At 66.8% G+C, this 26,116-nt stretch carries 24 protein-coding genes; 9 read left to right on the top strand and 15 right to left on the bottom strand.

What is annotated here, in order from left to right:
* Window positions 1-18: 18 nt before the first annotated feature.
* Both AC5Y5O_RS16995 and AC5Y5O_RS16990 read left to right on the top strand, forming a co-directional pair.
* Complete coding sequence (locus tag AC5Y5O_RS16995) at window positions 19-978, top strand: alpha/beta hydrolase (RefSeq protein ID WP_096286755.1); 960 nt, start codon at window positions 19-21, stop codon at window positions 976-978.
* A gap of 3 nt (window positions 979-981) precedes the next feature.
* A complete protein-coding gene (locus tag AC5Y5O_RS16990; RefSeq protein WP_500025943.1) occupies window positions 982-2,481 on the top strand; it encodes a flavin-containing monooxygenase in 1,500 nt (499 codons plus the stop codon).
* Here the strand turns inward: AC5Y5O_RS16990 and AC5Y5O_RS16985 are convergent.
* Together AC5Y5O_RS16985 and AC5Y5O_RS16980 are read right to left on the bottom strand one after the other, a co-directional pair.
* Window positions 2,478-3,335, bottom strand: coding sequence for an LLM class flavin-dependent oxidoreductase (locus AC5Y5O_RS16985; RefSeq protein ID WP_500025937.1), 858 nt, complete (start codon window positions 3,333-3,335; stop codon window positions 2,478-2,480). The genes AC5Y5O_RS16990 and AC5Y5O_RS16985 overlap by 4 nt on opposite strands.
* Window positions 3,332-4,090, bottom strand: coding sequence for an SDR family oxidoreductase (locus tag AC5Y5O_RS16980; RefSeq protein ID WP_500025931.1), 759 nt, complete (start codon window positions 4,088-4,090; stop codon window positions 3,332-3,334). The genes AC5Y5O_RS16985 and AC5Y5O_RS16980 overlap by 4 nt, the downstream gene beginning before the upstream one ends.
* Window positions 4,091-4,217: 127 nt before the next feature.
* On the opposite strand from AC5Y5O_RS16980, the gene AC5Y5O_RS16975 reads away from it, so the two are divergent.
* Together AC5Y5O_RS16975 and AC5Y5O_RS16970 are read left to right on the top strand one after the other, a co-directional pair.
* Window positions 4,218-5,198 (top strand): Lrp/AsnC family transcriptional regulator, encoded by a 981-nt coding sequence (locus AC5Y5O_RS16975; protein ID WP_500025929.1) that lies wholly within the window; start codon window positions 4,218-4,220, stop codon window positions 5,196-5,198.
* 23 nt (window positions 5,199-5,221) lie between these two features.
* Entirely contained in the window at window positions 5,222-5,785 is a 564-nt protein-coding gene (locus AC5Y5O_RS16970) for a pyridoxamine 5'-phosphate oxidase family protein (RefSeq protein WP_096286745.1), read from the top strand.
* Here the strand turns inward: AC5Y5O_RS16970 and metK are convergent.
* The 12 genes from metK to pyrR all read right to left on the bottom strand — a co-directional run bounded on the left by metK (window position 5,782) and on the right by pyrR (window position 19,001).
* Complete coding sequence (gene metK, locus AC5Y5O_RS16965) at window positions 5,782-6,993, bottom strand: methionine adenosyltransferase (RefSeq protein WP_500025925.1); 1,212 nt, start codon at window positions 6,991-6,993, stop codon at window positions 5,782-5,784. The genes AC5Y5O_RS16970 and metK overlap by 4 nt on opposite strands.
* Window positions 6,994-7,120: 127 nt before the next feature.
* Window positions 7,121-8,371 carry a bifunctional phosphopantothenoylcysteine decarboxylase/phosphopantothenate--cysteine ligase CoaBC gene (coaBC, locus tag AC5Y5O_RS16960; protein ID WP_096286741.1) on the bottom strand — a complete coding sequence of 417 codons (1,251 nt, stop codon included), beginning with the start codon at window positions 8,369-8,371 and terminating at the stop codon, window positions 7,121-7,123.
* Between the two features lie 63 nt (window positions 8,372-8,434).
* Window positions 8,435-8,758: a DNA-directed RNA polymerase subunit omega gene (gene rpoZ / locus AC5Y5O_RS16955; protein WP_342928818.1), complete on the bottom strand. Its 324-nt coding sequence runs from the start codon at window positions 8,756-8,758 to the stop codon at window positions 8,435-8,437.
* 88 nt (window positions 8,759-8,846) lie between these two features.
* Window positions 8,847-9,473: a guanylate kinase gene (gmk, locus tag AC5Y5O_RS16950; RefSeq protein ID WP_500025921.1), complete on the bottom strand. Its 627-nt coding sequence runs from the start codon at window positions 9,471-9,473 to the stop codon at window positions 8,847-8,849.
* A gap of 112 nt (window positions 9,474-9,585) precedes the next feature.
* The gene (gene mihF, locus AC5Y5O_RS16945; protein WP_003407240.1) at window positions 9,586-9,903 is read right to left on the bottom strand and encodes an integration host factor, actinobacterial type; all 318 of its coding nucleotides are present in this window, start codon (window positions 9,901-9,903) and stop codon (window positions 9,586-9,588) included.
* A 453-nt stretch (window positions 9,904-10,356) separates the two neighbouring features.
* Window positions 10,357-11,184 (bottom strand): orotidine-5'-phosphate decarboxylase, encoded by an 828-nt coding sequence (pyrF, locus tag AC5Y5O_RS16940; protein ID WP_500025919.1) that lies wholly within the window; start codon window positions 11,182-11,184, stop codon window positions 10,357-10,359.
* Window positions 11,181-14,555, bottom strand: a complete 3,375-nt coding sequence (carB, locus tag AC5Y5O_RS16935; RefSeq protein WP_500025917.1) for a carbamoyl-phosphate synthase large subunit — start codon at window positions 14,553-14,555, stop codon at window positions 11,181-11,183. The genes pyrF and carB overlap by 4 nt, the downstream gene beginning before the upstream one ends.
* On the bottom strand, window positions 14,555-15,685 hold the full coding sequence (carA, locus tag AC5Y5O_RS16930; RefSeq protein WP_500025915.1) for a glutamine-hydrolyzing carbamoyl-phosphate synthase small subunit: 1,131 nt from the start codon (window positions 15,683-15,685) through the stop codon (window positions 14,555-14,557). The genes carB and carA overlap by 1 nt, the downstream gene beginning before the upstream one ends.
* A complete protein-coding gene (locus AC5Y5O_RS16925; protein ID WP_500025913.1) occupies window positions 15,682-16,179 on the bottom strand; it encodes a PH-like domain-containing protein in 498 nt (165 codons plus the stop codon). Before AC5Y5O_RS16925 ends, carA begins: the two co-directional genes overlap by 4 nt.
* Window positions 16,176-17,468 carry a dihydroorotase gene (locus tag AC5Y5O_RS16920; RefSeq protein WP_500025911.1) on the bottom strand — a complete coding sequence of 431 codons (1,293 nt, stop codon included), beginning with the start codon at window positions 17,466-17,468 and terminating at the stop codon, window positions 16,176-16,178. The genes AC5Y5O_RS16925 and AC5Y5O_RS16920 overlap by 4 nt, the downstream gene beginning before the upstream one ends.
* Window positions 17,465-18,418: an aspartate carbamoyltransferase catalytic subunit gene (locus tag AC5Y5O_RS16915; RefSeq protein WP_500025909.1), complete on the bottom strand. Its 954-nt coding sequence runs from the start codon at window positions 18,416-18,418 to the stop codon at window positions 17,465-17,467. Before AC5Y5O_RS16915 ends, AC5Y5O_RS16920 begins: the two co-directional genes overlap by 4 nt.
* A 10-nt stretch (window positions 18,419-18,428) precedes the next feature.
* On the bottom strand, window positions 18,429-19,001 hold the full coding sequence (gene pyrR / locus AC5Y5O_RS16910; RefSeq protein WP_370498105.1) for a bifunctional pyr operon transcriptional regulator/uracil phosphoribosyltransferase PyrR: 573 nt from the start codon (window positions 18,999-19,001) through the stop codon (window positions 18,429-18,431).
* A 585-nt stretch (window positions 19,002-19,586) separates the two neighbouring features.
* On the opposite strand from pyrR, the gene AC5Y5O_RS16905 reads away from it, so the two are divergent.
* From AC5Y5O_RS16905 to AC5Y5O_RS16895, 3 genes are read left to right on the top strand one after another with little or no spacing between them, the layout of a single operon-like run.
* A complete protein-coding gene (locus AC5Y5O_RS16905) occupies window positions 19,587-20,459 on the top strand; it encodes a hypothetical protein (protein WP_500025906.1) in 873 nt (290 codons plus the stop codon).
* Window positions 20,456-20,884 (top strand): MmpS family transport accessory protein, encoded by a 429-nt coding sequence (locus AC5Y5O_RS16900; RefSeq protein WP_096286719.1) that lies wholly within the window; start codon window positions 20,456-20,458, stop codon window positions 20,882-20,884. The genes AC5Y5O_RS16905 and AC5Y5O_RS16900 overlap by 4 nt, the downstream gene beginning before the upstream one ends.
* Window positions 20,881-23,757 carry an MMPL/RND family transporter gene (locus tag AC5Y5O_RS16895; protein ID WP_243393858.1) on the top strand — a complete coding sequence of 959 codons (2,877 nt, stop codon included), beginning with the start codon at window positions 20,881-20,883 and terminating at the stop codon, window positions 23,755-23,757. The genes AC5Y5O_RS16900 and AC5Y5O_RS16895 overlap by 4 nt, the downstream gene beginning before the upstream one ends.
* A 10-nt stretch (window positions 23,758-23,767) precedes the next feature.
* Here AC5Y5O_RS16895 and AC5Y5O_RS16890 read toward each other — a convergent pair whose 3' ends face one another.
* Window positions 23,768-24,202 carry a cellulose-binding domain-containing protein gene (locus AC5Y5O_RS16890; RefSeq protein ID WP_500025902.1) on the bottom strand — a complete coding sequence of 145 codons (435 nt, stop codon included), beginning with the start codon at window positions 24,200-24,202 and terminating at the stop codon, window positions 23,768-23,770.
* A gap of 193 nt (window positions 24,203-24,395) precedes the next feature.
* Here AC5Y5O_RS16890 and AC5Y5O_RS16885 point away from each other — a divergent pair, with 193 nt between their 5' ends.
* Window positions 24,396-25,187, top strand: a complete 792-nt coding sequence (locus tag AC5Y5O_RS16885) for a DUF6065 family protein (RefSeq protein WP_500025899.1) — start codon at window positions 24,396-24,398, stop codon at window positions 25,185-25,187.
* A gap of 87 nt (window positions 25,188-25,274) precedes the next feature.
* A complete protein-coding gene (locus AC5Y5O_RS16880; RefSeq protein ID WP_370498100.1) occupies window positions 25,275-26,105 on the top strand; it encodes a DUF6065 family protein in 831 nt (276 codons plus the stop codon).
* Window positions 26,106-26,116 lie beyond the last annotated feature (11 nt).

Below are 26,116 nucleotides of genomic sequence, written 5' to 3'. Positions count from 1 at the left end.
CAGGCGTACGGTGGACGAATGACTGAGCCCGCCGCCCGGCCTGAGATCGACCCGACGTTCAAAGCGCTGCTCGATCTGTTCCCGACGACGTTCAACGCGGACGACGGTGTCGAGCTCGCGCGCGAGCGGCTCAAGATGCTCAAGGTGCCGCCGGAATTGCTGCCCGACCTGCGCATTGAAGACCGAACGATCGGCCACGGCGAGCACAGCGACATCGCGGTCCGGATCTATTGGCCGCCCACCCCGGCCGAGACATCCCCCGTCGTCGTCTTCTTCCATGGCGGCGGCTTTTGTCTGGGCGACCTGGACACTCACGACCACGTCGCCCGCGCGCACGCGGTCGGCGCCGAGGCCATCGTCGTGTCGGTGGACTACCGGCTCGCCCCGGAGCATCCGTATCCCGCCGGGGTCAACGACGCCTGGGCCGCGCTCCAGTGGGTCGGCGCGCACGCCGGCGAACTGGGCGGCGACCCGAGTCGTATCGCGGTGGCCGGGGATTCGGCGGGCGGCAACCTCGCGGCGGTCCTGGCGGTGCTGGCCCGTGACAACGCCGGGCCGCAGCTGGTGTTCCAGTTGCTGTGGTATCCGGTGGTAACCGCCGATCTTTCGCTGCCGTCGCACACCGAGAACGCCTTCGCGCCCATCCTGGACCGCGAGGTGATCGAGGCCTTCCTGGCCTGGTATCTGCCCCCGGAGATCGACGTCACCGACCCGACGGTGCTGCCGGCCACCCTCGCGCCGGCCAACGCCGACCTGTCGGGTTTGCCGCCGGCCTTCATCGGCACCGCCGAACACGACCCGCTGCGCGACGACGGTGCGCGCTACGCCGAGATGCTCAATGCCGCGGGCGTGGCGGCGGAGTTGAGCAACGAGCCGACCCTGGTGCACGGCTTCGTCAACTTCGCCCCGGTGATCCCCGCGGCCGCCGCGGCGACCGACCGTGGGTTGACGGCGCTACGGAAGGCGCTGTACCCCTAGCAGATGCAGCCCGACTACCACGCCGTGATCGTCGGAGCCGGATTCTCCGGCATCGGCGCCGCGATCAAGCTCGACAAGGCCGGACTCTCTGATTACCTCGTGATCGAAGCAGGCGACGGGGTCGGCGGCACCTGGCACTGGAACACCTATCCCGGTATCGGCGTGGATATTCCGTCGTTCTCCTACCAGTACTCCTTCGAACAGAGCCGGCATTGGTCGCGCACCTATGCGCCGGGCCGGGAGCTGAAGGCCTACGCCGACCACTGCGTCGACAAATACGGCATCAGATCGCGGATCCGGTTGAACATCAAGGTGATTTCCGCGGAGTTCGACGACGAGCGGGCGCTGTGGCGCGTGCAGACCGATCCGGGCGGCGTGGTCACCGCCAGGTTCCTGATCAGCGCCAGCGGCGTGCTGACCGTACCGAACCTGCCCGACATCGACGGCGTGGACTCCTTCGACGGCATCACCATGCACACCGCACGCTGGGATCACGGCACGGACCTGACCGGCAAGCGCGTCGCGGTCATCGGGACCGGCGCCTCGGCCGTGCAGATCATCCCGGAGATCGCGCCAATTGTCGACCAGCTCACCGTATTTCAGCGCACACCAATCTGGTGCTTCCCCAAGTTCGACGTTCCGCTGCCCGCGCCGGTGCGCGCCGCGATGCGGATTCCGGGCGGTAAGGTCGCCCAGCGGCTGCTCAGTCAGGCGTTCGTCGAGCTGACCTTCACGATCGCCGCCCAGTACTTCACGCTGGTTCCGCTGGCCAAGCCGATGGGCGACGCCGGTCGCCGATATCTGCGTCAACAGGTCGACGACCCCCGGGTGCGCGACCAGCTCACCCCGCGATACGCGGTCGGATGCAAACGACCGGGCTTCCACAACGAATATCTGGCCACGTTCAACCGTGACAACGTGCGGCTGGTCACCGAGCCGATCGACAAGATCACGCCGGGGGCGGTCGCCACCACCGACGGCGAGAATCACGAGATCGACGTGCTGGTGCTGGCGACCGGTTTCAAGGTGATGGACGCCGACAACATGCCGACCTTCTCGATCACTGGCAGCGGCGGCATCACGCTGACCGAGTTCTGGGACTCCCACCGGCTGCAGGCGTATGAGGGCGTCAGCGTGCCGGGCTTCCCGAATATGTTCAGCGTCATGGGCCCCTACGGTTACGTCGGCTCTTCGTATTTCGCGCTGATCGAGACGCAGACCCACCACATCGTGCGATGCCTCAGGCGGGCCCGGCGCACCGGCGCGACACGCGTCGAGGTGACCGAAGCGGCCAACAGCCGCTACTTCGACGAGATGATGCGCAAGCGGCACCGCCAGATCTTCTGGCAGGACAGCTGCCGACTGGCCAACAGCTACTACTTCGACAAGAACGGTGACGTGCCGCTGCGTCCGGCCACCACGGTGGAGGCGTACTGGCGCAGCCGTCGCTTCGACCTGGACGACTATCGATTCACCGGCGCTGCCGCGCCGCACGGGCTCTAGAGAATCGCGTCCGCGAGCAGATCGACCTGCTCGAGCCCCTCGGTCGTCGGGTGGAACAGCAGCCGGTCGAAGCCGAGGTCCCGGTATCGACTGACGGTCTCGCGGGCGTCGGCCGCGGAGCAGACCATATCGGCGACATTGACTTGTGCGTATTCCGGGATAAATCCGTAGTAGCGAGCCAAGTGGTCCCGGCCCGCTGCGACGGTCTCGGCCGGCCCGAGTCCGAAGTTCACCGATGCCTGCAGGTAGGGTCGCGCCGGCCGGCCGGCGGCCTGCCAACCGGCGCGGATTTGCTCCACCAACTGCGCCTGGACGTCGTAGTGGCGCACAGCGCCCGCCGCCCACCCGTCACCGGTGTCGATCACCCGCCGCACCGTAGCCGCCGACCGGCCGCCGAACAGCAGCGGAATCCGCACGGGCGCAGGGCATAACGCGGTGTCGTCGGCAACCGGTTCGCCGGCCCACAGGCTGCGCAGCCGCTCGACCTGCCAGTCGAGGATTCGGCCACGCCGGTGGAAGTCGGCACCCGTGCCGACGTACTCGTCCGCCCGGTTGCCCACACCCAATCCGGCGACGAGCCGACCGCCGGATATCCGGGCCAGGCCGCCGAGTTGCTTGGCCAGCAAGACGACCGGATACATCGGGGCCAGTAGCACATTGGTCACCAGAGTCAGTTGCTTCGTAGCTCCGGCCGCGGCGGCCAGTGCGATCAGCGAGTCGACGCTCGGATAGAACAACCGGTCGATCGTCGTGACGGATTCGAAGCCAACCTCTTCGCTGCGGCGTGCCCATTGGACGATGGCGGGTCCGGATACGTCGGCGACGTGGTTCGGCAGGCCGATTCCCAGTTTCACAGCACATCCTCCGCGTTGATATCGGCGTTGACGGCGGCCAGCATCCGGCAGTAGTGGCCCTCACGTTCGGCGTAGCGCACCGCACGGGCGGCTTCGACGACGACCTCACGGGTGTGGGACCGCTCGGACAGCGCGGCCATGATTTCCGCGATGAACTCGTCGGCGTCGATTGCATCGTCGCTGCGAATACTGTCCATCTCCGTGCGCACTCGCGGTGGAGCGATCTCGATGACCTGAATACCGCTTTCGCGCAACAGGATTCGCAACGATTCGGTATACGAGTGCAGGCCTGCCTTGGTGGCGCTGTAGGTCGGCGCGATGGCCAGCGGGACGAAGGCCAGTGCCGAGGTGATATTCACGATCGTGGCGTCGGGCTGGCGCCGCAAAGTCGGCAGCAGCCGTGCGGTCAACATGATCGGGCCCAGCAGGTTGGTGGCGACGACCGCCGTCGACACCGCCGGATCGAGGGTGTCGGGGCTTTCCAGCGCCATCACCCCCGCATTGTTGACCAGCACGTTGAGATCGGGCCACCGGCGCTCGACCGTCGCGACGAGCTCGCGGACGGACTCGGTGTCGGTGACGTCCAGCGGATGCCACTCGATACCCGGATACGACTCGGCGACCGCACGTAACGCGGCGGTCCGCCGGCCCGCGATCACCACCCGGTTGCCGCGCCCCGACAACGCGATGGCCATGGCCCGGCCGATTCCGGTGCCGCCGCCGGTCACCAGGATCGTGTTACCGGTCAATTCCATTGGGGCGCCCCCTTTCTCGAACGATGTGCCCTTCATCGTCGGTGGCGACGCCGAATTAAGCCAGAAAAGCCCCGTTCTACGTCAGAAATAGGCGATAGTTCAGAAAATATGTAGTGTTTTCCTCATAATGCAGGCTCTTGACGCTCAAATTCTGCACTCGCTGCAGCTGTCACCGCGGGTGTCGTTCCGGCGCATCGCCGAGGTCGTGGGCACCGGTGAACAGACCGTCGCCCGCCGCTACCGCGCCCTGCGCCGCGACGGTGTGCTTCGCGTGATCGGCGTTATCAACCCTCGGGTGTACGGCGAATGCCAATGGGTGGTCCGGGTACACGCGAAACCCGACGACCTGATCCGGCTTGCCGACGCGTTGGTCCGCCGGCCCGAGGTCACACACGTCAACGCGTTGTCAGGGGGCACCGAACTCGTCTGCGTTGTCCGCGCCCCCCTCGACAACTCCGAAGCGGGGCTGCTGCACCGCCTGCCTCGCACCTCGACCGTCCTGGATATGCGGGTCGATCTGGTACTCAACGTATTCGGCTCACCGATGTACGCGCACTGGACCGGCTACGGGCAGCTGTTGGACACCCAGCAGGTCCACGCGCTGCAGCCAGCGGACCGAACGCAGCCGGGTCAGCCCACCGGGCCAACGGCCGAGGATCAGCCCCTGCTGGATGCGCTGGCCGACGACGGCCGCATTTCCGACAGCACACTGGCCGCGCTCACCGGGTGGTCACCGGCCCGCGTCAAGCGACGGCTGCGCGCCCTGCAGGCCGGCGGCACCCTCTCCTACGATCTCGACATACTGCCGGAGCGGCTCGGATTCATGCTGAACGCGATCGTCTGGGTATCGGTTGCCCCGTGCCACCTGGCGGTGGTGGCCGAGCAGATCGTGCGGCACGACGAGGTCGCCTCGGTCGCCACGGTCAGCGGACCCGCCAACCTGATGGTCGTCGTGATCTGCCGCGGGCCGGCCCATCTGTACGACTACCTCGCGCAGCGTCTGGCCACCGTCGACCACATCCGGGCCTACGACGTCAGTGTCCGCAGCAAGCGGCTCAAGCAAGTCGGTTCACTGATCGCGCACGGCCGGTTGATCCGCGCCCGCTGAACGGGCGACGCTAAGCTTGCGGCGTGGCCAAGGAGTTTTCGCGTCTGGACGAGTCGCTGCGCGAATTCATCGACAGCCAGGCCATGTTCTTCGTCGCCACCGCCCCCTCCGAAGATGGCCGAATCAACCTCTCCCCCAAGGGATATCGCGACACCTTCGCGGTGCTCGACGATCACCGAGTGGCATACCTCGATCTGTTCGGCAGCGGCGTGGAAACGATCGCGCACCTGCGCGACAACGGCCGGATCACCCTGATGTTCTGCTCGTTCACCCGAAACTCGCGGATTCTGCGGCTGTTCGGCACCGGACGCGTGGTGCGCCCCGACGACTCCGAATTCCCCAGTCTGCTAACCCATTTCGACGGGCAGCATGCGGGCGTGCGGGCCGCTATCGTCATCGACGTCGAACGGATCGCCGACGCCTGCGGATACGCGGTGCCCTACTACGAGCTCGTCGACGAACGGCCGGTGCTCGACACCTACCACACCAAGGCGACCGAGGACACCTACGTGCGCGCCGTCAAGCGCAACCTGCACAGCATCGACGGGCTGCCCGCGCTGGACGCCGATCATCCCCTGCCCGGCTAGATGGCGCGCTTGAGGTCGTCGACCTTGTTCAGCTGCTCCCACGGCAGCTCGACGTCGGTGCGGCCGAAGTGGCCGTACGCGGCGGTCTGCGCGTAGATCGGGCGCAGCAGGTCCAGGTCGCGAACGATCGCGCCGGGCCGCAGGTCGAACACCTCGGGCACGATCTTCTCGATCTTGACCGGGTCGACGGTCGCGGTGCCGAACGTCTCGATGAACAGCCCGACCGGGGCGGCCTTGCCGATCGCGTAGGCCACCTGCACCTCGACGCGTTCTGCCAGCCCGGCGGCGACGATGTTTTTGGCCACCCAGCGCATCGCATACGCCGCCGACCGGTCCACCTTGGACGGATCCTTGCCGGAGAAGGCACCTCCGCCGTGGCGCGCCCAGCCACCGTAGGTGTCGACGATGATCTTGCGGCCGGTCAGGCCCGCGTCGCCCATCGGCCCGCCGAGCACGAACTTGCCGGTCGGGTTGACCAGCACCCGCGTCCCGGACGAGCCCAGGGTGTCGTGACCCAGCTCCTCGAGCACGGTCTGCAGCACGTGCCGACGGATGTCGGGGTCCAGCGTCTTCTCCAGGTCGATACCGTCGGCGTGCTGGGTGGAGACGACCACGGTGTCCAGCCGGACCGGGACGTTGTCCTCGTATTCGATGGTGACCTGCGTCTTGCCGTCCGGACGCAGGTAGGGCAGCGTCCCGTTCTTGCGGACCTCGGTGAGCCTGCGCGACAGCCGGTGGGCCAGCGCGATGGGCAGCGGCATCCGCTCCGGGGTGTCATTGATCGCGTACCCGAACATCAGGCCCTGGTCGCCGGCGCCCTGGGAGTCCAGCGGGTCCGCCGCGCCCTCGACGCGGGCCTCGTGGGCGGTGTCGACGCCCTGGGCGATGTCGGGCGACTGCGCGCCGATGCCGATGTTCACACCGCAGGTCAGACCGTCGAAGCCCTTGTCGGAGTGGTCGTAGCCGATCTCGAGGATGCGCGCGCGCACCGTGTTGGTGATGTCGGCGAACGCCGTCTTGGCGGTCGTCGTGACCTCGCCGACCACGTGCACCTGCCCGGTGGTCACCAGCGTCTCGACCGCGACACGTGAGCGGGGATCCTCCGCCAGAAGCGCGTCGAGGACCGAGTCGCTGATCGCGTCGCAGATCTTGTCGGGATGCCCCTCGGTCACCGACTCACTGGTAAACAGCCGACCCTTTTCGCTCACCCTGTCATCCTTCCGTCCTGCCTAAATGTTAGTTAGACAAATTATTTTAAGCGTCTGCAGCCCCACCGGCGAAGCCGGTCGTGATTGCAACCTTTCTAGCAACCATCCGCTGAGCGCATTGAGCGGGCTATCCGCTCTCGCCCTGCAGAAAAGTGACGATGGCGTCAACGATGCGACTGGCCATCAGCGTCTTGGATCCGTGCTGCAGCGCGGCCTCGGTTCCGTCGGAGGCCAGCAGCCAGCCGTCGTTGCTGTCCACCTCGAATGCGCGGCCGTCGCCGACCGCGTTGACCACCAACAGGTCACATCCCTTGCGCCGCAACTTCGCTCGCGCGTGGAACAGGACGTCGCCATTGGCGTCGCCGGTCTCGGCGGCGAACCCGACGATGGCCCGCATATTGGGCAGCTCCCCGTGCGCTCGCGCGCGGACCGTGCCGGCCAGTACGTCGTCGTTGCGCACCAGGTCGATGGTCGGGGCGTCGTCGGCATCGTTGGGACCCTTTTTGATCTTCGCGGCGGCAACACGCGCGGGCCGGAAGTCAGCGACCGCGGCCGCCATCACCAACACGTCGGCGGCGGGCGCGTGCTTGGACACCGCGTCGGCGAGCTGTTGCGCCGAGCTGATGTGCACCACCTCGACGCCGGCCGGGTCGATGAGCCCGACGGTGTGGCCGGCGATCAACGTGACCTCGGCGCCGCGCTGGGCGGCGACCCGTGCGACGGCGTAGCCCTGCTTCCCGGAGCTGCGGTTGCCGATGAAGCGAACCGGATCGATCGGCTCGCGGGTGCCGCCGGCGGTCACCAGGAGCTTGCGACCGGCCAGGTCGTAGGGCAGCGCGTCGCCGCGCTCGAGCAGCAGCTGGGCCAGCGTGGTGATCTCTTCGGCCTCGGGAAGCCGTCCTTTGCCGCTGTCCGCGCCGGTGAGCCGACCAAACGCCGGTTCCAGCACCACAGCGCCCCGACGGCGCAATGTCGCCACATTGTCGACGGTGGCCGGGTGTAACCACATCTCGGTGTGCATCGCCGGAGCGAACAGCACCGGACATCGCGCCGTGAGCAGCGTCGCGGTCAGCAGATCGTCGGCGCGGCCGTGAACCGCGCGGGCCAACAGGTCCGCGGTGGCCGGTGCCACCACGACCAGGTCAGCCTGCTGACCGAGCCGGACGTGCGGCACCTCGGGGACGTCGGTGAAGACGCCGGTATGCACCGGCTGCCCGGACAGGGCCTCGAACGTGGCGGCGCCGACGAAGCGCAGCGCGGATTCGGTCGGGATGACGCGGACCTCGTGGCCCGCCTCGGCGAGCTGCCGGACGACGGTGCACGCCTTGTAGGCGGCGATCCCACCGGAGACACCGACGACGATCCGCTTGCGATCCACCTACGCCGGCCCTTCCTCGTTGAAGCGGCTCTCAGACCTGATCACGGCGCCCGGCCCGTCCTGCTACTCGCCCTCGGTGTGCTCGAGCAGGTCGGCGTGGATCTCACGCATCGCGATCGAGAGCGGCTTTTCCTGCAGCCCCGGCTCGACCAGCGGGCCGACGTACTCGAGGATGCCCTCGCCGAGCTGGTTGTAGTAATCGTTGATCTGCCGCGCGCGCTTGGCCGCGTAGATCACCAGCGCGTACTTGCTGGACACGCGGTCGAGCAACTCATCGATGGGCGGGTTGGTGATGCCCAGCGGGGTGTCGTAGGCGCGCTGGCCGCCCGCCGAAGGATCGAATTGATCCACGGCGGTCAGCGACGCGTCGGACTGCGAAATACTCACGTAAGACTTTCTCCTGGCGCTCGGTTTCGTTGAAGAGCGGTTGACACAGCTGGAAACTTTGATTCTTGATCGCGTCGGACGAGGCGGCTCACGCCGCCCCAGGCGCGTTTCCCACCAGCAAGGATACCAATTCCGCGCACGCAGACTCCAATTGACTGTTGACCACGACCTGGTCGAAGTCGTCTTGAGCTGCCAGTTCCTCGCGGGCGGTCTCCAGGCGGCGCGCCATGGCCTCCGGCGTTTCGGTGCCACGCCCGCGCAGCCTGGCCTCCAGATCCGCCCAGCTGGGCGGTGCCAGGAACACGGTGATGGCCTCCGGCATGGCCTTTTTGATCGCCCTCGCGCCGGCCAGATCCACCTCGATGAGCACCGGAAATCCCGAACTGGTCGCGGCCCGGACCGGCGCCGCCGGGGTGCCCGATCGCTGCAGGCCACCGTGGATGTCGGCCCACTCCAGCAGGGCGCCCTCGTCGATGAGTTGCTGGAAACGGGCCGGACTGACGAAGTGGTAGTCGACGCCGTCGACCTCGCCCGGCCGCGGCGCCCGCGTCGTGGCCGAGACACTGAAATGCAGGTCCGGTACCCGCTCTCGCAGGCACCGGACCACTGTTGACTTTCCGACCGCTGAGGGACCGGACAGCACCACCACACGCCCCTTGCCGGATGGCTCAGCACGTGCGCGGTGCTCGGCGTCCGGTCCCTCGTCGACGTTCACCGGCGCCCCTGAGTGGGCGCGCCTATAGGCCAACTGGCCTGCATCGCCGCAGGTCGGCCGTGCTTGCTCGTCCGCCTTCTCCTCAGGCCTCTCGGCCTGCATCGTCGGCGAACTAGGCGGAGCCGAACTTTTCCAGCAGGGCCTTACGCTGACGGTCGCCCAGACCACGCAGCCGGCGGGTCGGAGCGATCTCCAGCTCGGTCATGATTTCCTGCGCCTTGACCTTGCCCACCTTCGGCAATGCCTCAAGCAGCGCCGACACCTTCATCTTGCCCAGGACTTCATCACTCTCGGCGTCCTTGAGCACCTGGGTCAGGTTGGTGCCACCGCGCTTGAGACGGTCTTTCAGCTCTGCTCGTGCTCGACGTGCGGCAGCCGCCTTCTCCAACGCGGCCGCGCGCTGCTCGTCGGTCAACTGGGGAAGGGCCACGATTCCTCCGTATCTAGATCAATCTCGTGTCTCTGCCGGGTGCTTGCCCCAGCGGAGACGACCGTACTCACGCTTCCTGACGAAATCTAACCCGGCCCCCTGGTTATGAGGTTAAATGCCCAGCTTGTGCCGCGCCCACACATGCTCTCAGGGGCATGCTTCGGCATCGCTGGGAGCGCCCGGATTCGGCACGTGCGCGGCTGCCGTGGCGCCGGCGCGGGAATCAGGATCATGGGCTCTAGCTGCGGTTTTACGCCTGCGCGGTGCGGTGTCGGCGGGCTGGTGGGAGACGGTGGCAATCGGCGCCGACGGATAGCCGCAGTGCCTCGTGCCGGGCATCACGATTTGCCGTGGCGTGTCGCGCGTGTCGCGGCGCGGACAAACCCCTGGTCGTCGGGCGGAAGTCGAGGGGGAAAGATTCCGACGCTGTTAACCGGAGCGCCGGCCGGCCCGCTATTGCGCGCCGAGATAGGCGACGGAGTCCAGCATCTGTTGGGCCGCCGCCCGCAAGTCCGAGACGCTCGGTCCGGCCCGCAGCACCTCGCGTGCCACCGCGGGCAGCAATTGGCCCGCAGCGGCCCCACCCAGGCCGGCCAGGGCCTCAGGACGGCCTCCCTGCACGCCGACGCCGGGGACCAGCACCGGCCCGCCCAGCGCACTGACGTCGGGCGCCTCGAAAACCGTCGCGCCCAGGACCACGCCGACATAGCCGGGCTCGTTCGGGTTCGACGACCGGTTGACCACCGCCGCCTGGTCGATGACCAGCTGGGACACCGTGCGCCCGTCGAAGGTGGCACGCTGCACGGTCGCGCCCTCCGGGTTGGAGCTCGCCGCCACCACGAACACCCCGCGATCGTGCGCCGCGGCGGTTTCCAGCAACGGGCGCAACGAGCCGAACCCCAGATACGGCGAGGCGGTCACGGCGTCGGCGGCCAGCGGTGAATCGCCGGCCCAGGCCGCGGCGTAGGCCGCCATCGTGGTGCCGATATCCCCGCGCTTGGCGTCGGCCAGCACCAGCACCCCGGCCGAGCGCAGCGCGGCGATCGTGCGTTCCAGCACCGCGTAGCCGGCCGAGCCGTACGACTCGAAGAAGGCCACCTGGGGCTTGACGACGGCGAAGCCGGAAAAGGCCTCCACACAGATGTCGCAGAACTTGGCCACACCGTCGGCGGTGGCGGGCAGCTCCCACGCCCGTAGCAGCTCGGGGTGCGGGTCGATGCCCAGACACAACGGCCCGCGCCGCGCCTTGGCCTCGGCCAACCGGACGCCAAACCCGGTCATCGAGTGTCCTTTTCGGTCGGGCTGCCGGGTCCGATCATGCTGTGCAGCTCCTGTAGTGAACGCACCCCGATGTCACCGCGGATGCCGGCCTCGATGCCCTGCACGGCGGCCGACGCACCCTGCACGGTCGTCACGCAGGGAATGTTGACCGACACTGCGACGGAACGGATTTCGTATCCGTCGATGCGTGGACCGGAGTTGCCGTACGGCGTGTTGATCACCATGTCGACCTCACCCGCCTTGATCGCGTCGACCGCCGACATCTCGGGGCGCCCCGGCTGCGGCGGTTCGAAGTGCTTGCGCACCTCGTCACAGGGAATGCCGTTGCGGCGCAACATCTCCGCGGTTCCTTCGGTGGCGAGCACCCGGAAGCCCAGATCGGCCAGCCGCTTGACGGGGAACACCAGCGATCGCTTGTCGCGGTTCGCGACCGACACGAAGATAGTGCCCTGGGCCGGCAGGGAGCCGTAGGCGGCGGTCTGGCTCTTGGCGAAGGCACTGCCGAAGTCGCGGTCGATGCCCATCACCTCGCCGGTGGATTTCATCTCCGGGCCCAGCAGCGAATCGATGGCCGACCCGTCGGCACGGCGGAACCGGTGGAAGGGCAACACCGCCTCCTTGACCGCGATCGGGGCGTACTGGGCGGCGTTGGCCCCGTCCCCGGTCGGCGCCAACATTCCCTCCTCCCGAAGCTGGGAGATGGTGGTGCCCAACATGATCCGGGCACACGCTTTGGCCAGCGGGATCGCGGTGGCCTTGGACACGAACGGCACGGTACGGCTGGCCCGCGGGTTGGCCTCCAGGACGTAGAGCACATCGTCCTTGAGGGCGTACTGCACGTTGAGCAATCCGACCACACCGATTCCGTGCGCGATGGCCTCGGTCGCCCGGCGGACCTTCTCGACGTCGCTGCGGCCCAGCGTGACCGGCGGCAGCGCACAAGCCGAATCGCCGGAGTGGATACCGGCCTCCTCGATGTGCTCCATGATGCCGCCGATGTACACCTCGGAGCCGTCACACAGTGCGTCGACGTCGATTTCGACCGCGTCCTCGAGGAAGCGGTCGACGAGCACCGGGTGCTCGGGAGACAACTGGGTGGCGCGGGTGATGTAGCTCTTCAGCGTCTCCTCGTCGTAGACGATCTCCATGCCGCGCCCGCCCAGCACGTAGGACGGCCGCACCAGCACCGGGTAGCCGATCTCGTCGGCGATCCGGCGGGCCTGCGCGAAAGTCGTTGCGGTGCCGTACTTCGGGGCCGGCAGTCCGGCCGCGGTCAGCACGTCGCCGAAGGCGCCGCGGTCCTCGGCCAGGTCGATGGCCTCCGGCGGGGTGCCCACAATCGGAACACCGGCATCGGCGAGCCGCTGAGCCAGCCCGAGCGGGGTCTGACCGCCGAGTTGCACGATGACGCCCACCACGCCCGGGCCGCCGCTGGCCGACTCCGCTTCGGCGCGGAACACCTCGAGGACATCCTCGAAGGTCAGCGGCTCGAAGTAGAGCCGGTCGGCGGTGTCGTAGTCGGTGGACACCGTCTCGGGGTTGCAGTTGACCATCACGGTTTCAAAACCAGCCTGGCTCAACGTGGTTGCCGCGTGCACACAGCTGTAGTCGAACTCGATGCCCTGCCCGATCCGGTTCGGCCCCGAGCCGAGGATCAGCACCTTGGGCTTTTCGGTCTGCGGGGTGACCTCGGTCTCGGCGGCCGGGTCGAGTTCGTAGCTGCTGTAGTGATACGGAGTCTTGGCCTCGAACTCGGCGGCGCAGGTGTCGACCGTCTTGTACACCGGGTGGATGCCCAGGCGCCCACGCAGCGAGCGCACGCCGCCTTCCCCGGCCAATTCCGGTCGCAGCGCCGCGATCTGGCGGTCTGACAACCCGCTGTGCTTGGCGCGGCGTAGCAGATCGGAGTCGAGCACCGGGGCGGCGGCCAGCTCCGCGCGCAGCGCCACCAGCTCGCCGATCTGCGCGACGAACCACGGGTCGACGCCGCTGGCCCCGGCAACCCGCTCCACCGAAGCACCCAGGCGCAACGCCAGCTCGATGTCATACAGCCGGCCCTCGGTCGGCGTCTGCAGCCGGGTCAGCACCTCCTCGACTTCGCCGTCCGGGCCCGAGGGGTCCGGGGTGGTCCAGAAGCCGGCCCGGTCGGTCTCCAGCGAGCGCATCACCTTGCCGAGCGCCTCGACGAAGTTGCGGCCCAACGACATCGCCTCGCCGACGGATTTCATCGTGGTGGTCAAGGTGGGGTCGGCGCCCGGGAACTTCTCGAAGGCGAACCGCGGCGCCTTGACCACGACATAGTCCAGGGTGGGCTCGAAGCAGGCGGGCGTTTCCTTGGTGATGTCGTTGACGATCTCGTCGAGGGTGTAGCCAATGGCCAGCTTGGCGGCGATCTTGGCAATCGGGAAGCCAGTGGCCTTGGAAGCCAGTGCGCTGGAACGGGATACCCGCGGGTTCATCTCGATGACGATCAGCCGGCCATCGGTCGGGTTGATCGCGAACTGGATGTTGCAGCCGCCGGTGTCGACGCCGACCTCACGCAGGATCGCGATACCCAGGTCGCGCATCCGCTGGTATTCCCGGTCGGTCAGCGTCATGGCCGGCGCGACGGTCACCGAATCCCCGGTGTGCACACCCATCGGGTCGACGTTCTCGATCGAGCACACCACCACGACGTTGTCGTTGCCGTCGCGCATCAGCTCGAGCTCGAATTCCTTCCAGCCGTAGATCGATTCCTCGATCAACACGTTGGCACTGGGGCTGGCGGCCAGGCCGGCGCCAGCCATCCGGTCGACCTCCTCGACCGAGCGCGCCATGCCCGAGCCCAGGCCGCCCATCGTGAAGCTGGGTCGCACGACGACCGGCAGACCGAGCTCCCCGACCGTCTCCCGGACCTCGTCCATCGTGAAACACACCCGGCTGCGCGCGGATTCACCGCCGACCTTGGCGACGATGTCTTTGAACATCTGCCGGTCCTCGCCACGCTGGATGGCGTCGAAGTCGGCACCGATCAGTTCGACGCCGTGGCGCTCCAGCGCCCCGTTCTCGTACAGCGCGACCGCGGTGTTCAGCGCGGTCTGCCCGCCCAGGGTCGCCAGCAGGGCGTCGATCTTGTTGCCGCGCGCGGCCTGCTGGACGATCACCTTCTCCACGAAGGCGGCGGTGATGGGTTCGACGTAGGTGTGGTCGGCGTACTCCGGGTCGGTCATGATCGTGGCCGGGTTGGAGTTCACCAGGCTGACTTGCAGGCCTTCGGCCCGCAGCACCCGGCATGCCTGGGTGCCCGAGTAGTCGAATTCGCAGGCTTGACCGATGACGATCGGCCCGGAGCCGATCACCAGCACGTGGTTGAGGTCGGTGCGACGTGGCACTAGCGGCCCCTTCCGCTGTCGTGGGAAGCCATCAGATCGGCGAATTGGTCGAAGAGATACTCCGCATCGTGCGGGCCGGCGGCGGCCTCCGGATGGTATTGCACCGAAAATGCCCGTCCATCAACCAGTTTGACACCTTCCACCACTCCGTCGTTGGCGCAGGTGTGGCTGACGATCGCCTGGCCGAACGGCGTGTCGAACCGCTGACCGGCCTCACCCTCGAGTGCGAAGCCGTGGTTTTGGGCGGTCACCGCTACCCGCCCGGTGGCATGGTCGATGACCGGGATGTTGATGCCCCGGTGGCCGAAGACCATTTTGTAGGTGGACAGACCGAGTGCCCGGCCCAAGATCTGATTGCCGAAACAGATGCCGAACAACGGGATTCCGGCGTTCAGCACCTCGCGGGTGAGGGCGACGACGTGGTCGGCGGTAGCCGGGTCACCGGGACCGTTGGACAAGAACACCCCGTCCGGCTTGATCTCGGCGATCTGGGAGAAGGTGGCCGACGCCGGCAACACGTGGCTGCGGATTCCGCGCCGGGCGAAGTTGCGTGGCGTGTTGGTCTTGATTCCCAGGTCCAGGGCGGCAACCGTAAATCGCTGCGGCCCTTCGGGTTCCACGACGTAGGCGCCCGGGGTGCTGACCTCGCCGGCGAGGTCGGCGCCAAGCATCGACTGCTGGTCGCGCACCCGCGCCAGCAACTCGTCCGGCTCGGCCAGCGCGTCACCGGAGAACACCCCGGCCTTCATCGAACCGCGGCTGCGCAGGTGGCGCACCACCGCCCGGGTGTCGATGCCGGCGATCCCCACGATGTGCTGGCGGATCAGCTCGTCCTCGAGCGTCGAAGTGGCCCGCCAGTTGGACGCGCGCGGCGACGGGTCGCGGACCGCGTAACCGGCAACCCAGATCTTGTCGCCCCGGCTTTCGGCGTCCTCGCCGTTCCACCCGGTGTTGCCGATCTGCGGCGCGGTGGCCACCACGATCTGCCGGTGATAACTGGGGTCGGTCAGCGTCTCCTGATAACCCGACATGCCCGTGGAAAACACGGCCTCCCCGAGGGTCTGGCCGATCTGGCCGAACGGCCAACCCGTGAAGACGCGACCGTCCTCGAGTACCAGTTGGGCTTTCACGCAGCCTCCTCAAGCCAGCCGTCGTATTCGTCGCGATTGCCCGCCCGGAACCCGGTGTCGATTTCGACGCCCGACGGCAGCCGCCAGCGGATGGCCAAGATCCCACTCCGGGCGGCAAGCTTGCCGGCCATCACGCGTTCGGTGCGCACCTCCGAAATCGCGGTCTGCGGAATCCAAATCGGATTGGCGCCGATGCGCTCCAGCAGGATCCCCTCGGGATAGCGGCTCAGCACCGCCTTGCTGCGATATCCGAGATCACCGGCCGTGACCCGCTCATTGGGTTCCGGGGCCAGTGTCGACCCGACATAGACGCCACGCAGTGTGGTACTCGCCGCGCCCACCTCGTCGGGCATATCGGGCAGGGTCCCGATCAGGTCCTGCTGGCGCTGCGCCCGCCGGCGCCAGCCCACCATCATCAGCTGGATGACCACCGCGATGACCACCACCAGCACAGCCGCGAAGATCAGCGACCCCACCAGCGTTGCAGAGTTCATGCCGGGCTCTTCCCATCCCGAGCGGTGATCTTTCCGCGCAGCAACGTGGCCGTCACGGTGGCGGGCAAGGTCATCGACTCGTAAGGAGTGTTGGCGGAGCGACTGGCCAGATCGCTGCCGGTGACGGTCCAGGTCGCGTCCGGGTCCACCACGGTCAGGTTGGCCGGCTCCCCCACCTCCAGCGGCCGGCCGTGATCGGGCAATCCGACTATGCGCGCCGGGTTTTCGCTCATCACCCGGGCGACCTCGCGCCAGCTGAGCAGCCCGGGCGCCACCATCGTCTGCACCACCACCGACAGCGCCGTCTGCAGCCCGAGCATGCCGGGGCGGGCCGCGGAGAACTCACAACACTTCTCGTGTTCGGCGTGCGGGGCATGATCGGTGGCCACACAGTCGATTACCCCATCGGCCAGCGCTTGACGCAACGCGATCGTGTCGGACGCCTCACGCAGCGGCGGATTCACCCGGTTCACCCCGTCGTAGCCGGCCAGCCGGGCGTCGTCGAGCAGCAGGTGATGCGGTGTCACCTCGGCGGTGATCGAAATGCCTTGGCCTTTAGCCCATTTCAGAAGCTCGACGGTGCCAGCGGTAGAGGCGTGGCAGACGTGCACCCGAGCCCCGGCGTCGCGGGCCAGCAGCGCGTCACGCGCGACGATCGATTCCTCGGCGGCCCTGGGCCATCCCGCGAGTCCGAGCCGGGCGGCCGCGGGCCCTTCGTGCGCCACCGCCCCGACGGTCAGCCGCGGCTCCTCGGCATGCTGGGCGATCAGCACGCCCAAGCCGGTGGCGTATTCCAGCGCGCGCCGCATGATCAGCGGATCGTGCACGCAGTTGCCGTCGTCGGAGAACATCCGCACCTGCGCGACACCGGCGGCCATCATGCCCATCTCGGTGAGCTCGGTTCCGGCCAGCCCGACGGTGACCGCGCCGACGGGGTGCACGTCCACCAGGCCGACCTGCTGGCCGCGATGCCAGACGTGGTCGGTGACCACCGGGCTGTCGGCCACCGGCGTCGTGTTCGCCATCGCGAACACCGCCGTGTATCCGCCTAAAGCTGCTGCCGCTGAACCTGTTTCGATATCCTCCGCGTATTCGCGACCGGGCTCGCGCAGGTGGGTGTGCAGGTCGACGAATCCCGGCAGCAACACATGATCCGTCGCGTCGATGACGTCGGCCGTGTCGGGGATCTCGAGTTTCGGTCCGATGTCGGCGATCTGACCGTCATCGACCAGCACGTCGACACGGTCACCTTCCCCGTACAACCGAACCCCACGGATCAGCACACTCATGCCGCGATGTCCTCCGCACCCACCAGCACATGGAACAGCACGGCCATCCGCACGTGCACGCCGTTGGAAACCTGTTGCAGCACCGCGGATTGCGACGAGTCCGCGACCGAGGACGCGATCTCCATGCCGCGCACCATCGGGCCGGGGTGCAGCACCACCGCGTGGCTTCCCAGCATGGTTTGGCGCCGGTCCGAAAGGCCATAGCGCACCGAGTATTCGCGCACCGACGGGAAGAACCCGCCGTTCATCCGCTCGGCCTGCACCCGCAGCATCAGCACGGCGTCGGCCGCGGGCAGCTCGGCGTCGAAGTCATAGGAGACGGTGGCCGGCCAGCCGTCGACACCGACCGGCAGCAGGGTCGGCGGCGCCACCAGCACCACCTCGGCGCCCAGCGTGGCCAGCAGCATCACGTTGGAGCGCGCGACCCGGCTGTGCAGGATGTCACCGACGATCACCACGCGCCGGCCCTCGATCTGGCCGAGCCGCTGGCGGATGGTCAGCGCGTCCAGCAGCGCCTGGGTCGGATGTTCGTGGGTGCCGTCGCCGGCGTTGATCACCGACGGGCCACCGTGTTCGCTGTTGGAGTGCGCGGTCCAGTCGGCCAGCAGGTGCGCCGCACCGGAGGCCGGGTGCCGGATGATCAGGGCGTCGGCACCTGCCGCGTGCAGCGTCAATGCGGTGTCGCGCAACGACTCCCCTTTACTCACCGACGACCCGGACGAGCTGACGTTGATCACGTCGGCGCTCATCCACTTCCCGGCCACCTCGAACGACACCCGGGTGCGGGTGGAGTTCTCGTAGAACATCGTGACGACGGTGCGCCCGCGCAGGGTGGGGAGTTTCTTGACCTCGCGCCCGACCAGCGCCTGTGCGAACCGGTCGGCGTCGTCCAGGATCGCGGTGGCCTCGTCGCGGCTGAGGTCGCCGGCGGCCAGCAGATGTCTGGTCATGACTCTCGCCTCATTCGGAGTCCCTCCCGATGACGACGCCGTCGCGGCCGTCGTGCTCGCGCAGCTGGACGTGCACGCTCTCGTTGCGCGCGGTCGGCACGTTCTTACCCACGTAGTCGGCGCGTATCGGCAGCTCGCGATGGCCGCGGTCGACCAGCACCGCCAGCTGTACGACTCGCGGTCTGCCGACGTCGCGCAACGCGTCCAGCGCGGAGCGCACCGAGCGGCCGGAATACAACACGTCGTCGACGAGAATCACCAGTGCGTCGTCGATGCCACCGGCGGGTATCGAGGTGACCTCCAGCGGCCGGGGCGGCTTGGTCATCAAATCGTCACGGTACAAAGTGATGTCGAGCCCGCCATGGCCGACCTCGACGCCGCAGAATTCGCCGATGTTGGCGGCCAGCCGCGCGGCCAGGCTCACCCCGCGGGTCGGGATTCCCAGCAGCACCACGCGAGGCGCGTCGGGACCATCCAGCGCGGTCTTTTCGATGATCTGGTGGGCGATACGGGAAATCGTTCGGCCGACGTCGGCCGCCGACATCAATTCGCGGCCGGATGCGGAATCACCCGCGGCACTCATGCGAAACCCTGACCTCCTTCTCCGCCTCTCCGGACGGATCGTTAAAGGATGTCGACTGTCGGGCAGCGTAGCATTTCGCGGCTCGCCCGACGACGGGGGACGCGCCCGGTGCTCCGGGGCCGCCCGTACTGACCCCGCTACTTCGCCGAAGCAAAAATGGCTATTCGCGCGGCGCCGAATATTCGCAATATCGAACAATGCACATCAATAGCGAACCTGTTGAATCTACGTACAACAGCGATAATTCGCAGCCCCTCAGGGCAATTCCAGCGGAATACATGGTTACCAATGATCGACAAGTAGTTTAAGCGGGCTAATCATTCGGCCCAGGGATTGTCGTGCGGCCGGCTGCCACGCCGTCATTCGCCGGGTTTAGCTGGGATTACCGGGTTTTGAAGCATGTGCGACACGGCCATGACAAGGGCCGATACGACCGGATTCCGGGGTCGATTTCATTGACGCGACGACGTGAATTCACCAAGAATTATCAGTTGCAAACCTTCCGCCCTAATGCAAAGATTCCTAGCGCAGGCGGGCAAACCCCCACCCTTGCCTGCTATTTCTTACATCCGAATAGGAGTTTCCATGCGCAGCGCGAGTTCGCGTGCTAATGAGCCGTGTCCCGCGGCATCGCTCGGTCCGATCGATTGTGCGCAGATCATTACTCCTGACGCGGTGCTGGGGGGCGGCGACGTCTCGTCGGCCGTTTCCGGCCGGCGCCCCGCGGCCGAGCGCATCGCACGGCGCGAATACCTGCGATCGGAATGCCTGCAGGGCGCGCGCCGGCGTGCACTGGCCGACGAGCTCTACAACATCTACAGCGAGACCCTGCACGGCCACACACCCGAAGAGATCGACGATTTGATCTTCGGCGCCGCCCGGGTTCGCCTTGCGCTGTTCTACGGGGCGCGCGGCGAACTCGCGGGTTGTGCATTTGCCGCGATCGACCGCATCGAGCACGCCGGCCGCACCCACGCCGTGCTGGGAGGCGGCGGATTCTTCCGATCGCACTATCGCGGCGGGCCGTCGGCCTCGCTGTTCTTCCTCGGCCAGGGCATCCGCGCCCGGCTGCGCGAACCGCACGTACCGCTGGCCTACCTGACCCGGGCCAGCACCCCGGCGGCCTACCGCCGGCTCGCCGTGACGATGCCGACGATTTACCCGAGTCGCAGGCGACAGACACCGGTCAACGTCGAGACGCTGGTGCGAGCACTGAGTCCGCGCCGGCACTACGTGCAGGTCAGCGAGAACCCGTGGGTGGTGCGGTCGGCCGCGCCCCATGACCCGTCGCGATTGCAGCGACTCGAACACGACCCCGATGTCCGCTTTTATCTCGACCTCAATCCCCGCTTCGCCCAAGGTGAATCGCTGCTGGTTTGGGTGCGGGCCGACATGGCGGATCTCGCCAGCGGATTCGCCCGGGCCCTGCGTGCGGTGACCCCCGTGAAGGTCACATGACCGGCATTCTTGGACGCATCTGGGTACCGATCGTCATGGTGGTCGTAATGGCGGTCGGCACCATCATCGTTTCCCGGCTGCACGGGGTTTTCGGCTCACATCAACACGAATCAGACAAGAGCAATGCCGACGCAATCGTCGCGTTCAATCCCAAGCACGTTGTCTACGAGATTTTCGGCCCGCCCGGCGCGACGGCAAGCATCCATTATCTGGATGCCGACGCGCAGCCGCAGGAGGTCGAAAACGCCGCGGTGCCATGGACGCTGCGCATCGATACCACGCTCAGTGCCGTGGTGGCCAACGTTGTGGCGCAGGGCGACAGCGCCAGCCTCGGATGCCGCATCACCGTCAATGGCGTTGTGCGCGACGAGCTTACGGTGAGATCGCACAACGCTGCGACCAGCTGCCTGGTGAAGTCCGCGTGAGCGAAGGCGGGCGGGTGGTTGCGGCCGGCCGGACAATCCGGTGGCTTGCGCTGCCGATCATCCTGTTCTGGGTGGCGTTGTGCGCCGTGCTCAACACGGCCACACCCCTGCTGTCGGAAGTCGCCGGAACACATGCGGTCTCCTACAGCGCCCACGACGCGCCGTCGCTGATCGCGATGAAGCGCATCGGCAAGAACTTTCAGCAGTTCAATTCGGACACCACGGCAATGGTGCTGCTGGAGGGCCGAGACAAGTTGGGCGACAGCGCGCATCGCTTCTACGACACGCTGATCGCCAAACTCTCCGAAGACCGGGCGCACGTCGAGCATGTGGAGAACTTCTGGGGCGACAGCCTGACCGCGGCGGGATCGCAGAGCGCCGACGGTAAAGCCGCCTATGTCCAGCTGTACCTGACCGGCGATCAAAGCAGCTCGGCGGCCAACGAATCCGTCGTCGCCGTCGAACGCATCGTGGACAGCGTGCCGCCACCGCCCGGGATCAAGGCCTACGTGACCGGCCCGGGTCCGCTCAATGGTGATACCCACACTTATGGCGACCGCAGCCTGGAAAAGATCACCCTGATCACCGTGGTCGTGATCGCTTTGATGCTGTTCATCGCGTATCGCTCGGTGACCACCGTGCTGTTCGTGCTGCTGACGGTGGGCGTTGAGTTGCTCACTGCCGAGGGCGTCATCGCCACCCTGGCCGACAACGACGTCATCGCCCTATCCACGTTCGCCGTGAATGTGCTTGTAGCACTTGCGATAGCGGCGTCAACGGACTACGTCATCTTCCTGATCGGACGCTACCAGGAGGCTCGAGCGGCCGGCATGGACCGAGAAGCCGCGTACTACGCCATGTTCCACGGAACCGCGCATGTGATCCTGGGGTCCGGGCTGACCGTCGCGGGGGCGATGTATTGCCTGAGTTTCACTCGGCTTCCGGTCTTCAACACTCTCGGGTGGCCGTGTTCGATCTCGGTCCTGGTGGTGATCGTCGCCTCGCTCACCCTGGCGCCCGCCGTCGTCGTCGTCGCCAGCCGATTCGGAACGTTCGATCCCAAACGTAATGTGAGCACCCGGCGTTGGCGCCGGATCGGCACCATCGTCGTCCGATGGCCCGGGCCGGTGCTCGTCGCGTCGATCCTGGTATCGCTGATCGGTCTGATCGCCCTGCCGAGCTATCAGACGGGCTACAACGGGCGCTATTACCTGCCGGCCGATACCCCGTCGAATATCGGCTTCCAGGCGTCGGACCGGCACTTCCCGGCGGCCCGCATGGAGCCCGAGCTGCTGATGATCGAGGCCGATCACGACCTGCGCAACCCGACGGACATGCTCGTCCTGGACCGGATCGCCCGCAGCATCTTCCACACGCCCGGTGTCGCGCGGGTGCAAGGCATTACCCGGCCGCTGGGCTCGCCGATCGACCACGCCTCGATCCCGTTCCAGATCAGCGCGCAAAGTGCCGTCACGATCGAGAACCTCAAGAATCTGCGGAATCGGGTGGCCGACATGTCCCGCATGACCAACGAGCTGCAGCACATGATCGATGTCTCGTTGCACATCCAGGACCTGACACGGCAGCTGGCGAACGTCACGCACGGCATGGCGGGCGACACCACACAGATGCGGGACACCACCGGTGAATTGCGGGATCACCTCTCCGATTTCGAGGACCTGTGGCGGCCGGTCCGAAGCTATTTCTATTGGGAGCGACACTGTTTCGACATCCCGCTGTGCTGGTCGCTGCGGTCGCTGTTCGACGGGGTCGACGGCATCGACCGGCTCAGCGAAGACGTCGGCAACCTGGCACACAACACCGATCAACTCGACAAGATCATGCCGCAGATGCTGGCGCAGATGCCCCCGCTGATCGCGGCGATGCAGACCGTCAAGGATCTCGCTCAGACAGCGACCAGCACCTTCTCCGGGTTGATCACCCAAATGGACGCGCTGACACGCAACACGACCGTGATGGGACAGGCCTTCGACGGCGCCAAGAACGACGACTTCTTCTACCTTCCACCCGAAGCGTTCGAAAATCCGGACTTCAAGCGGGGACTGAGCATGTTCCTGTCCCCCGATGGCAGCTCGGCGCGGTTCTTCATCACCCACAAGGGTGACCCCGCAGCGGCCGAGGGCATTTCACATATCGACGGCATCCGTCAGGCCGCGGACGAGGCCGTGAAGGGCACTCCCCTGGCGGCCGCCAACATCTATCTGACCGGCACGGCGTCCACCGACAAAGACGAGCGCGACGGGTCCATGTACGACCTCATGATCGCGGCCATCGCGTCACTGTGCCTGATCTTCATGATCATGCTGGCGATCACCGGAAGCGTGGTCGCCTCCGCCGTGATCGTGGGCACGGTCACGATCTCATTGGGCTCATCGTTCGGCCTGTCGGTGCTGATCTGGCAGCACATGCTGCACATGCCGCTGCACTGGCTGGTGCTCGCGATGGCCATCATCGTGATGCTGGCCGTCGGATCGGACTACAACCTGCTGCTGGCCGCGCGGTTCCGGGAAGAAATCGGCGCCGGGCTCAAGACGGGAATGATCCGCTCGATGGGCAGCACCGGGGGCGTCGTCACCACCGCCGGCCTGGTGTTCGCCTTCACGATGGGCGCGATGGGGACCAGCGATCTGCGCGTCGTCGGCCAAATCGGCACCACGATCATGATCGGGTTGTTGTTCGACACCCTGATCGTGCGCTCATTCATGATGCCGGCCGCGGCCACACTGCTGGGACGCTGGTTCTGGTGGCCCCGCCAGGTCCGCACCCACGCCGCGCCGCCTCCCGCTCGCCCCTTCGCGGTCGATCAGCGCCGCGCCGCCGAGTACGCCGCGAATGCACACACCGCCGGATGACGCTCGGCGGCTACCCGACGGTGCAGGGGTATTGCGCGTTGACCAGACAATTCGACGGCGGGGTGTAGGTACCGCTCAGCACGCCCCGGAAACCACCGGTGGCCGTACCGCCGGGTGCGATCTCGCGATCCCAATTCGCGGGGGTGACCACGAAGTGCGTGCCGGATTGGGTGACGGTGCTGTTCCACGCGTGCAAGACGGATTGGCCCGCCGGCATGTCGAAGTCAAGCCTCCAGTCGGCCATCGGCGACATGTTCGGGTTGGTGACGGTGAAGTGGGCGATGAAACCGGTCTGCCAGGTATGTTCCACCTGCAACGTGGCCATGGCCGCAGCCGCATGAGCCGCGGGGGTGACGGCGAGTCCGAGGCTGGCAACCAACACTGCCGACACGGCTGCGTGAAGCGCTGTGCGACAGCGCTTCACGTGATTGTTCAGTCCGGCCATAGCAGCCACACTAAGGCGCAAACCGGCGATACCGGCCCGCGCATCGCGGGGTAGCTGCAGCAACTTTGCGCAACCGCAACCGTTATGAAACTTTAGCCCCGACATGGCGGGCCGGGACGCGGCGCCCGGCTCGCCTTTTCCGGGGCCGACTCGCCGTGGGCGTGGCGATCGGTTCGCAGCTAATCTGACTCGCGTGAGTGACAACGCCGACGGGCCGGTCCGCCCGCTGATCGGATTCATCACCGGCGACAACGCGCCGCCGATCGTCCCGGCACCGGCGAGCCGGGCGTGGATGACGGCGCAGTCGGAGGCGGACAAGGGTTGGCCCAGTCGGTGTTTGCCGATGCTGATCGCCAACCAGAGCGGCTGGGAACTGCGCAATCCGTGTGCCTTCACGGCCACCTGGATAGCCCAAGAGGGTATGGACGTCATGATCGAGCCCGATCGCTACGTCGCCGATCAGTTCCTGCCCGCCGGCCATTTCGGCAACGGCATCTTCACCTGGCGTCTGCCGATGCTGTTTCGCACTCCCCCGGGCTACAACCTGTTGGTCCGCGGACCGGCGAACTATCCGAAAGACGGCGTGTGCGCGTTGGAGGGCGTCGTCGAAACCGACTGGGCCAGCGCCAGTTTCAGTATCAACTGGAAAATCACCCGCAAATCCATGCCGGTGCGATTCGAAGTCGACGAGCCGATCTGCATGATCGTCCCGCAGCGCCGCGGGGAGCTGGAAGAGTTCGCGCCCGAAATCCGGCCCATCGCAGCCGATCCAGAGCTGCAGCGCAAACACGAGTTGTTCCTTCGCGAACGTGATGCGGCAAAGCACGCCGAGCAATTGGCGCGCGTCGCCGCCGGTGAACGGGTGGACTGGCAGGGTGACTACACCCGGGGCACACACCGAGACGGAGAGCCCGGGGCGCCGGATCACCAGACCCGTCGCCGCCTTCGTCCCTTTGCGCTCCCACCCGGCGAGAAGCAGCAGTAGACCGCCGACAGCCGGTGTCATCCGGCGATGACCAGGCGTGACGCCGGTTTTGGGGAACTCCCAGGTTCCCCGTTTAGTCTGGCGCACGTGAGTGACACACCCAACGGCGGAACGCCTCGTCCGTTGATCGGGTTCATCACCCGTGACAACGCACCCCCGATTGGTCCGGCACCGATCAGCCGGGCGTGGATGCCCGAGATGTCCAAGACCCGGACCGGTTGGCCGAATCGGTGTCTGCCGATGCTGATCGCGAACCAAAGTGGTTGGGAGCTGCGCAATCCGTGCGCGTTCACCGCCACCTGGATGGGTCAGGACGACGGTGTGGACGTGATCATCGCACCCCATCAGCGCAACACCGGTCAGCTGCTGCCCACCAGCCACTTCGGCAACGGGATCCTAACCTGGCATCTGCCCATGCTGTTTCGCACTCCCCCCGGCTACAACCTGCTGGTCCGCGGACCGGCGAACTATCCGAAGGACGCCGTCTGCGCGCTGGAGGGCATCGTCGAAACCGACTGGACAAGCGCGAGTTTCAGCATGAGCTGGAAATTCACCCGCAAACTGATGCCGGTGCGATTCGAGGTCGACGAGCCGATCTGCATGATCGTCCCGCAACGGCGCGGCGAGCTCGAAGAATTCGCCCCCGAACTCAGGAGCATCGAGTCCGATGCCGAATTACACCGCAAGTATCAGGTGTTTCTCGGTTCCCGCAGCAAGGCAAAGCAAATGGAGCAACTGACGCGGCTCAACGCGGGCGAACAAGTCCAGTGGCAGGGCGACTACACCCGGGGCAGACATACCGACGGTGACGCCGGGCCACCGGATCACCAGACGCGCCGTCACCTTCGTTCCTTTGTTCGGCCCCAACATGCGGAGCACCAACAGGGGGCCCGCGACCAACGCGCGCAGAACGGCTAACCGGGCGCGGG

The organism is Mycobacterium sp. NGS40 (assembly GCF_059812735.1).
Note: the sequence above shows the minus strand (reverse complement) of the source record. Positions and strands in the feature narration are given on the sequence as shown.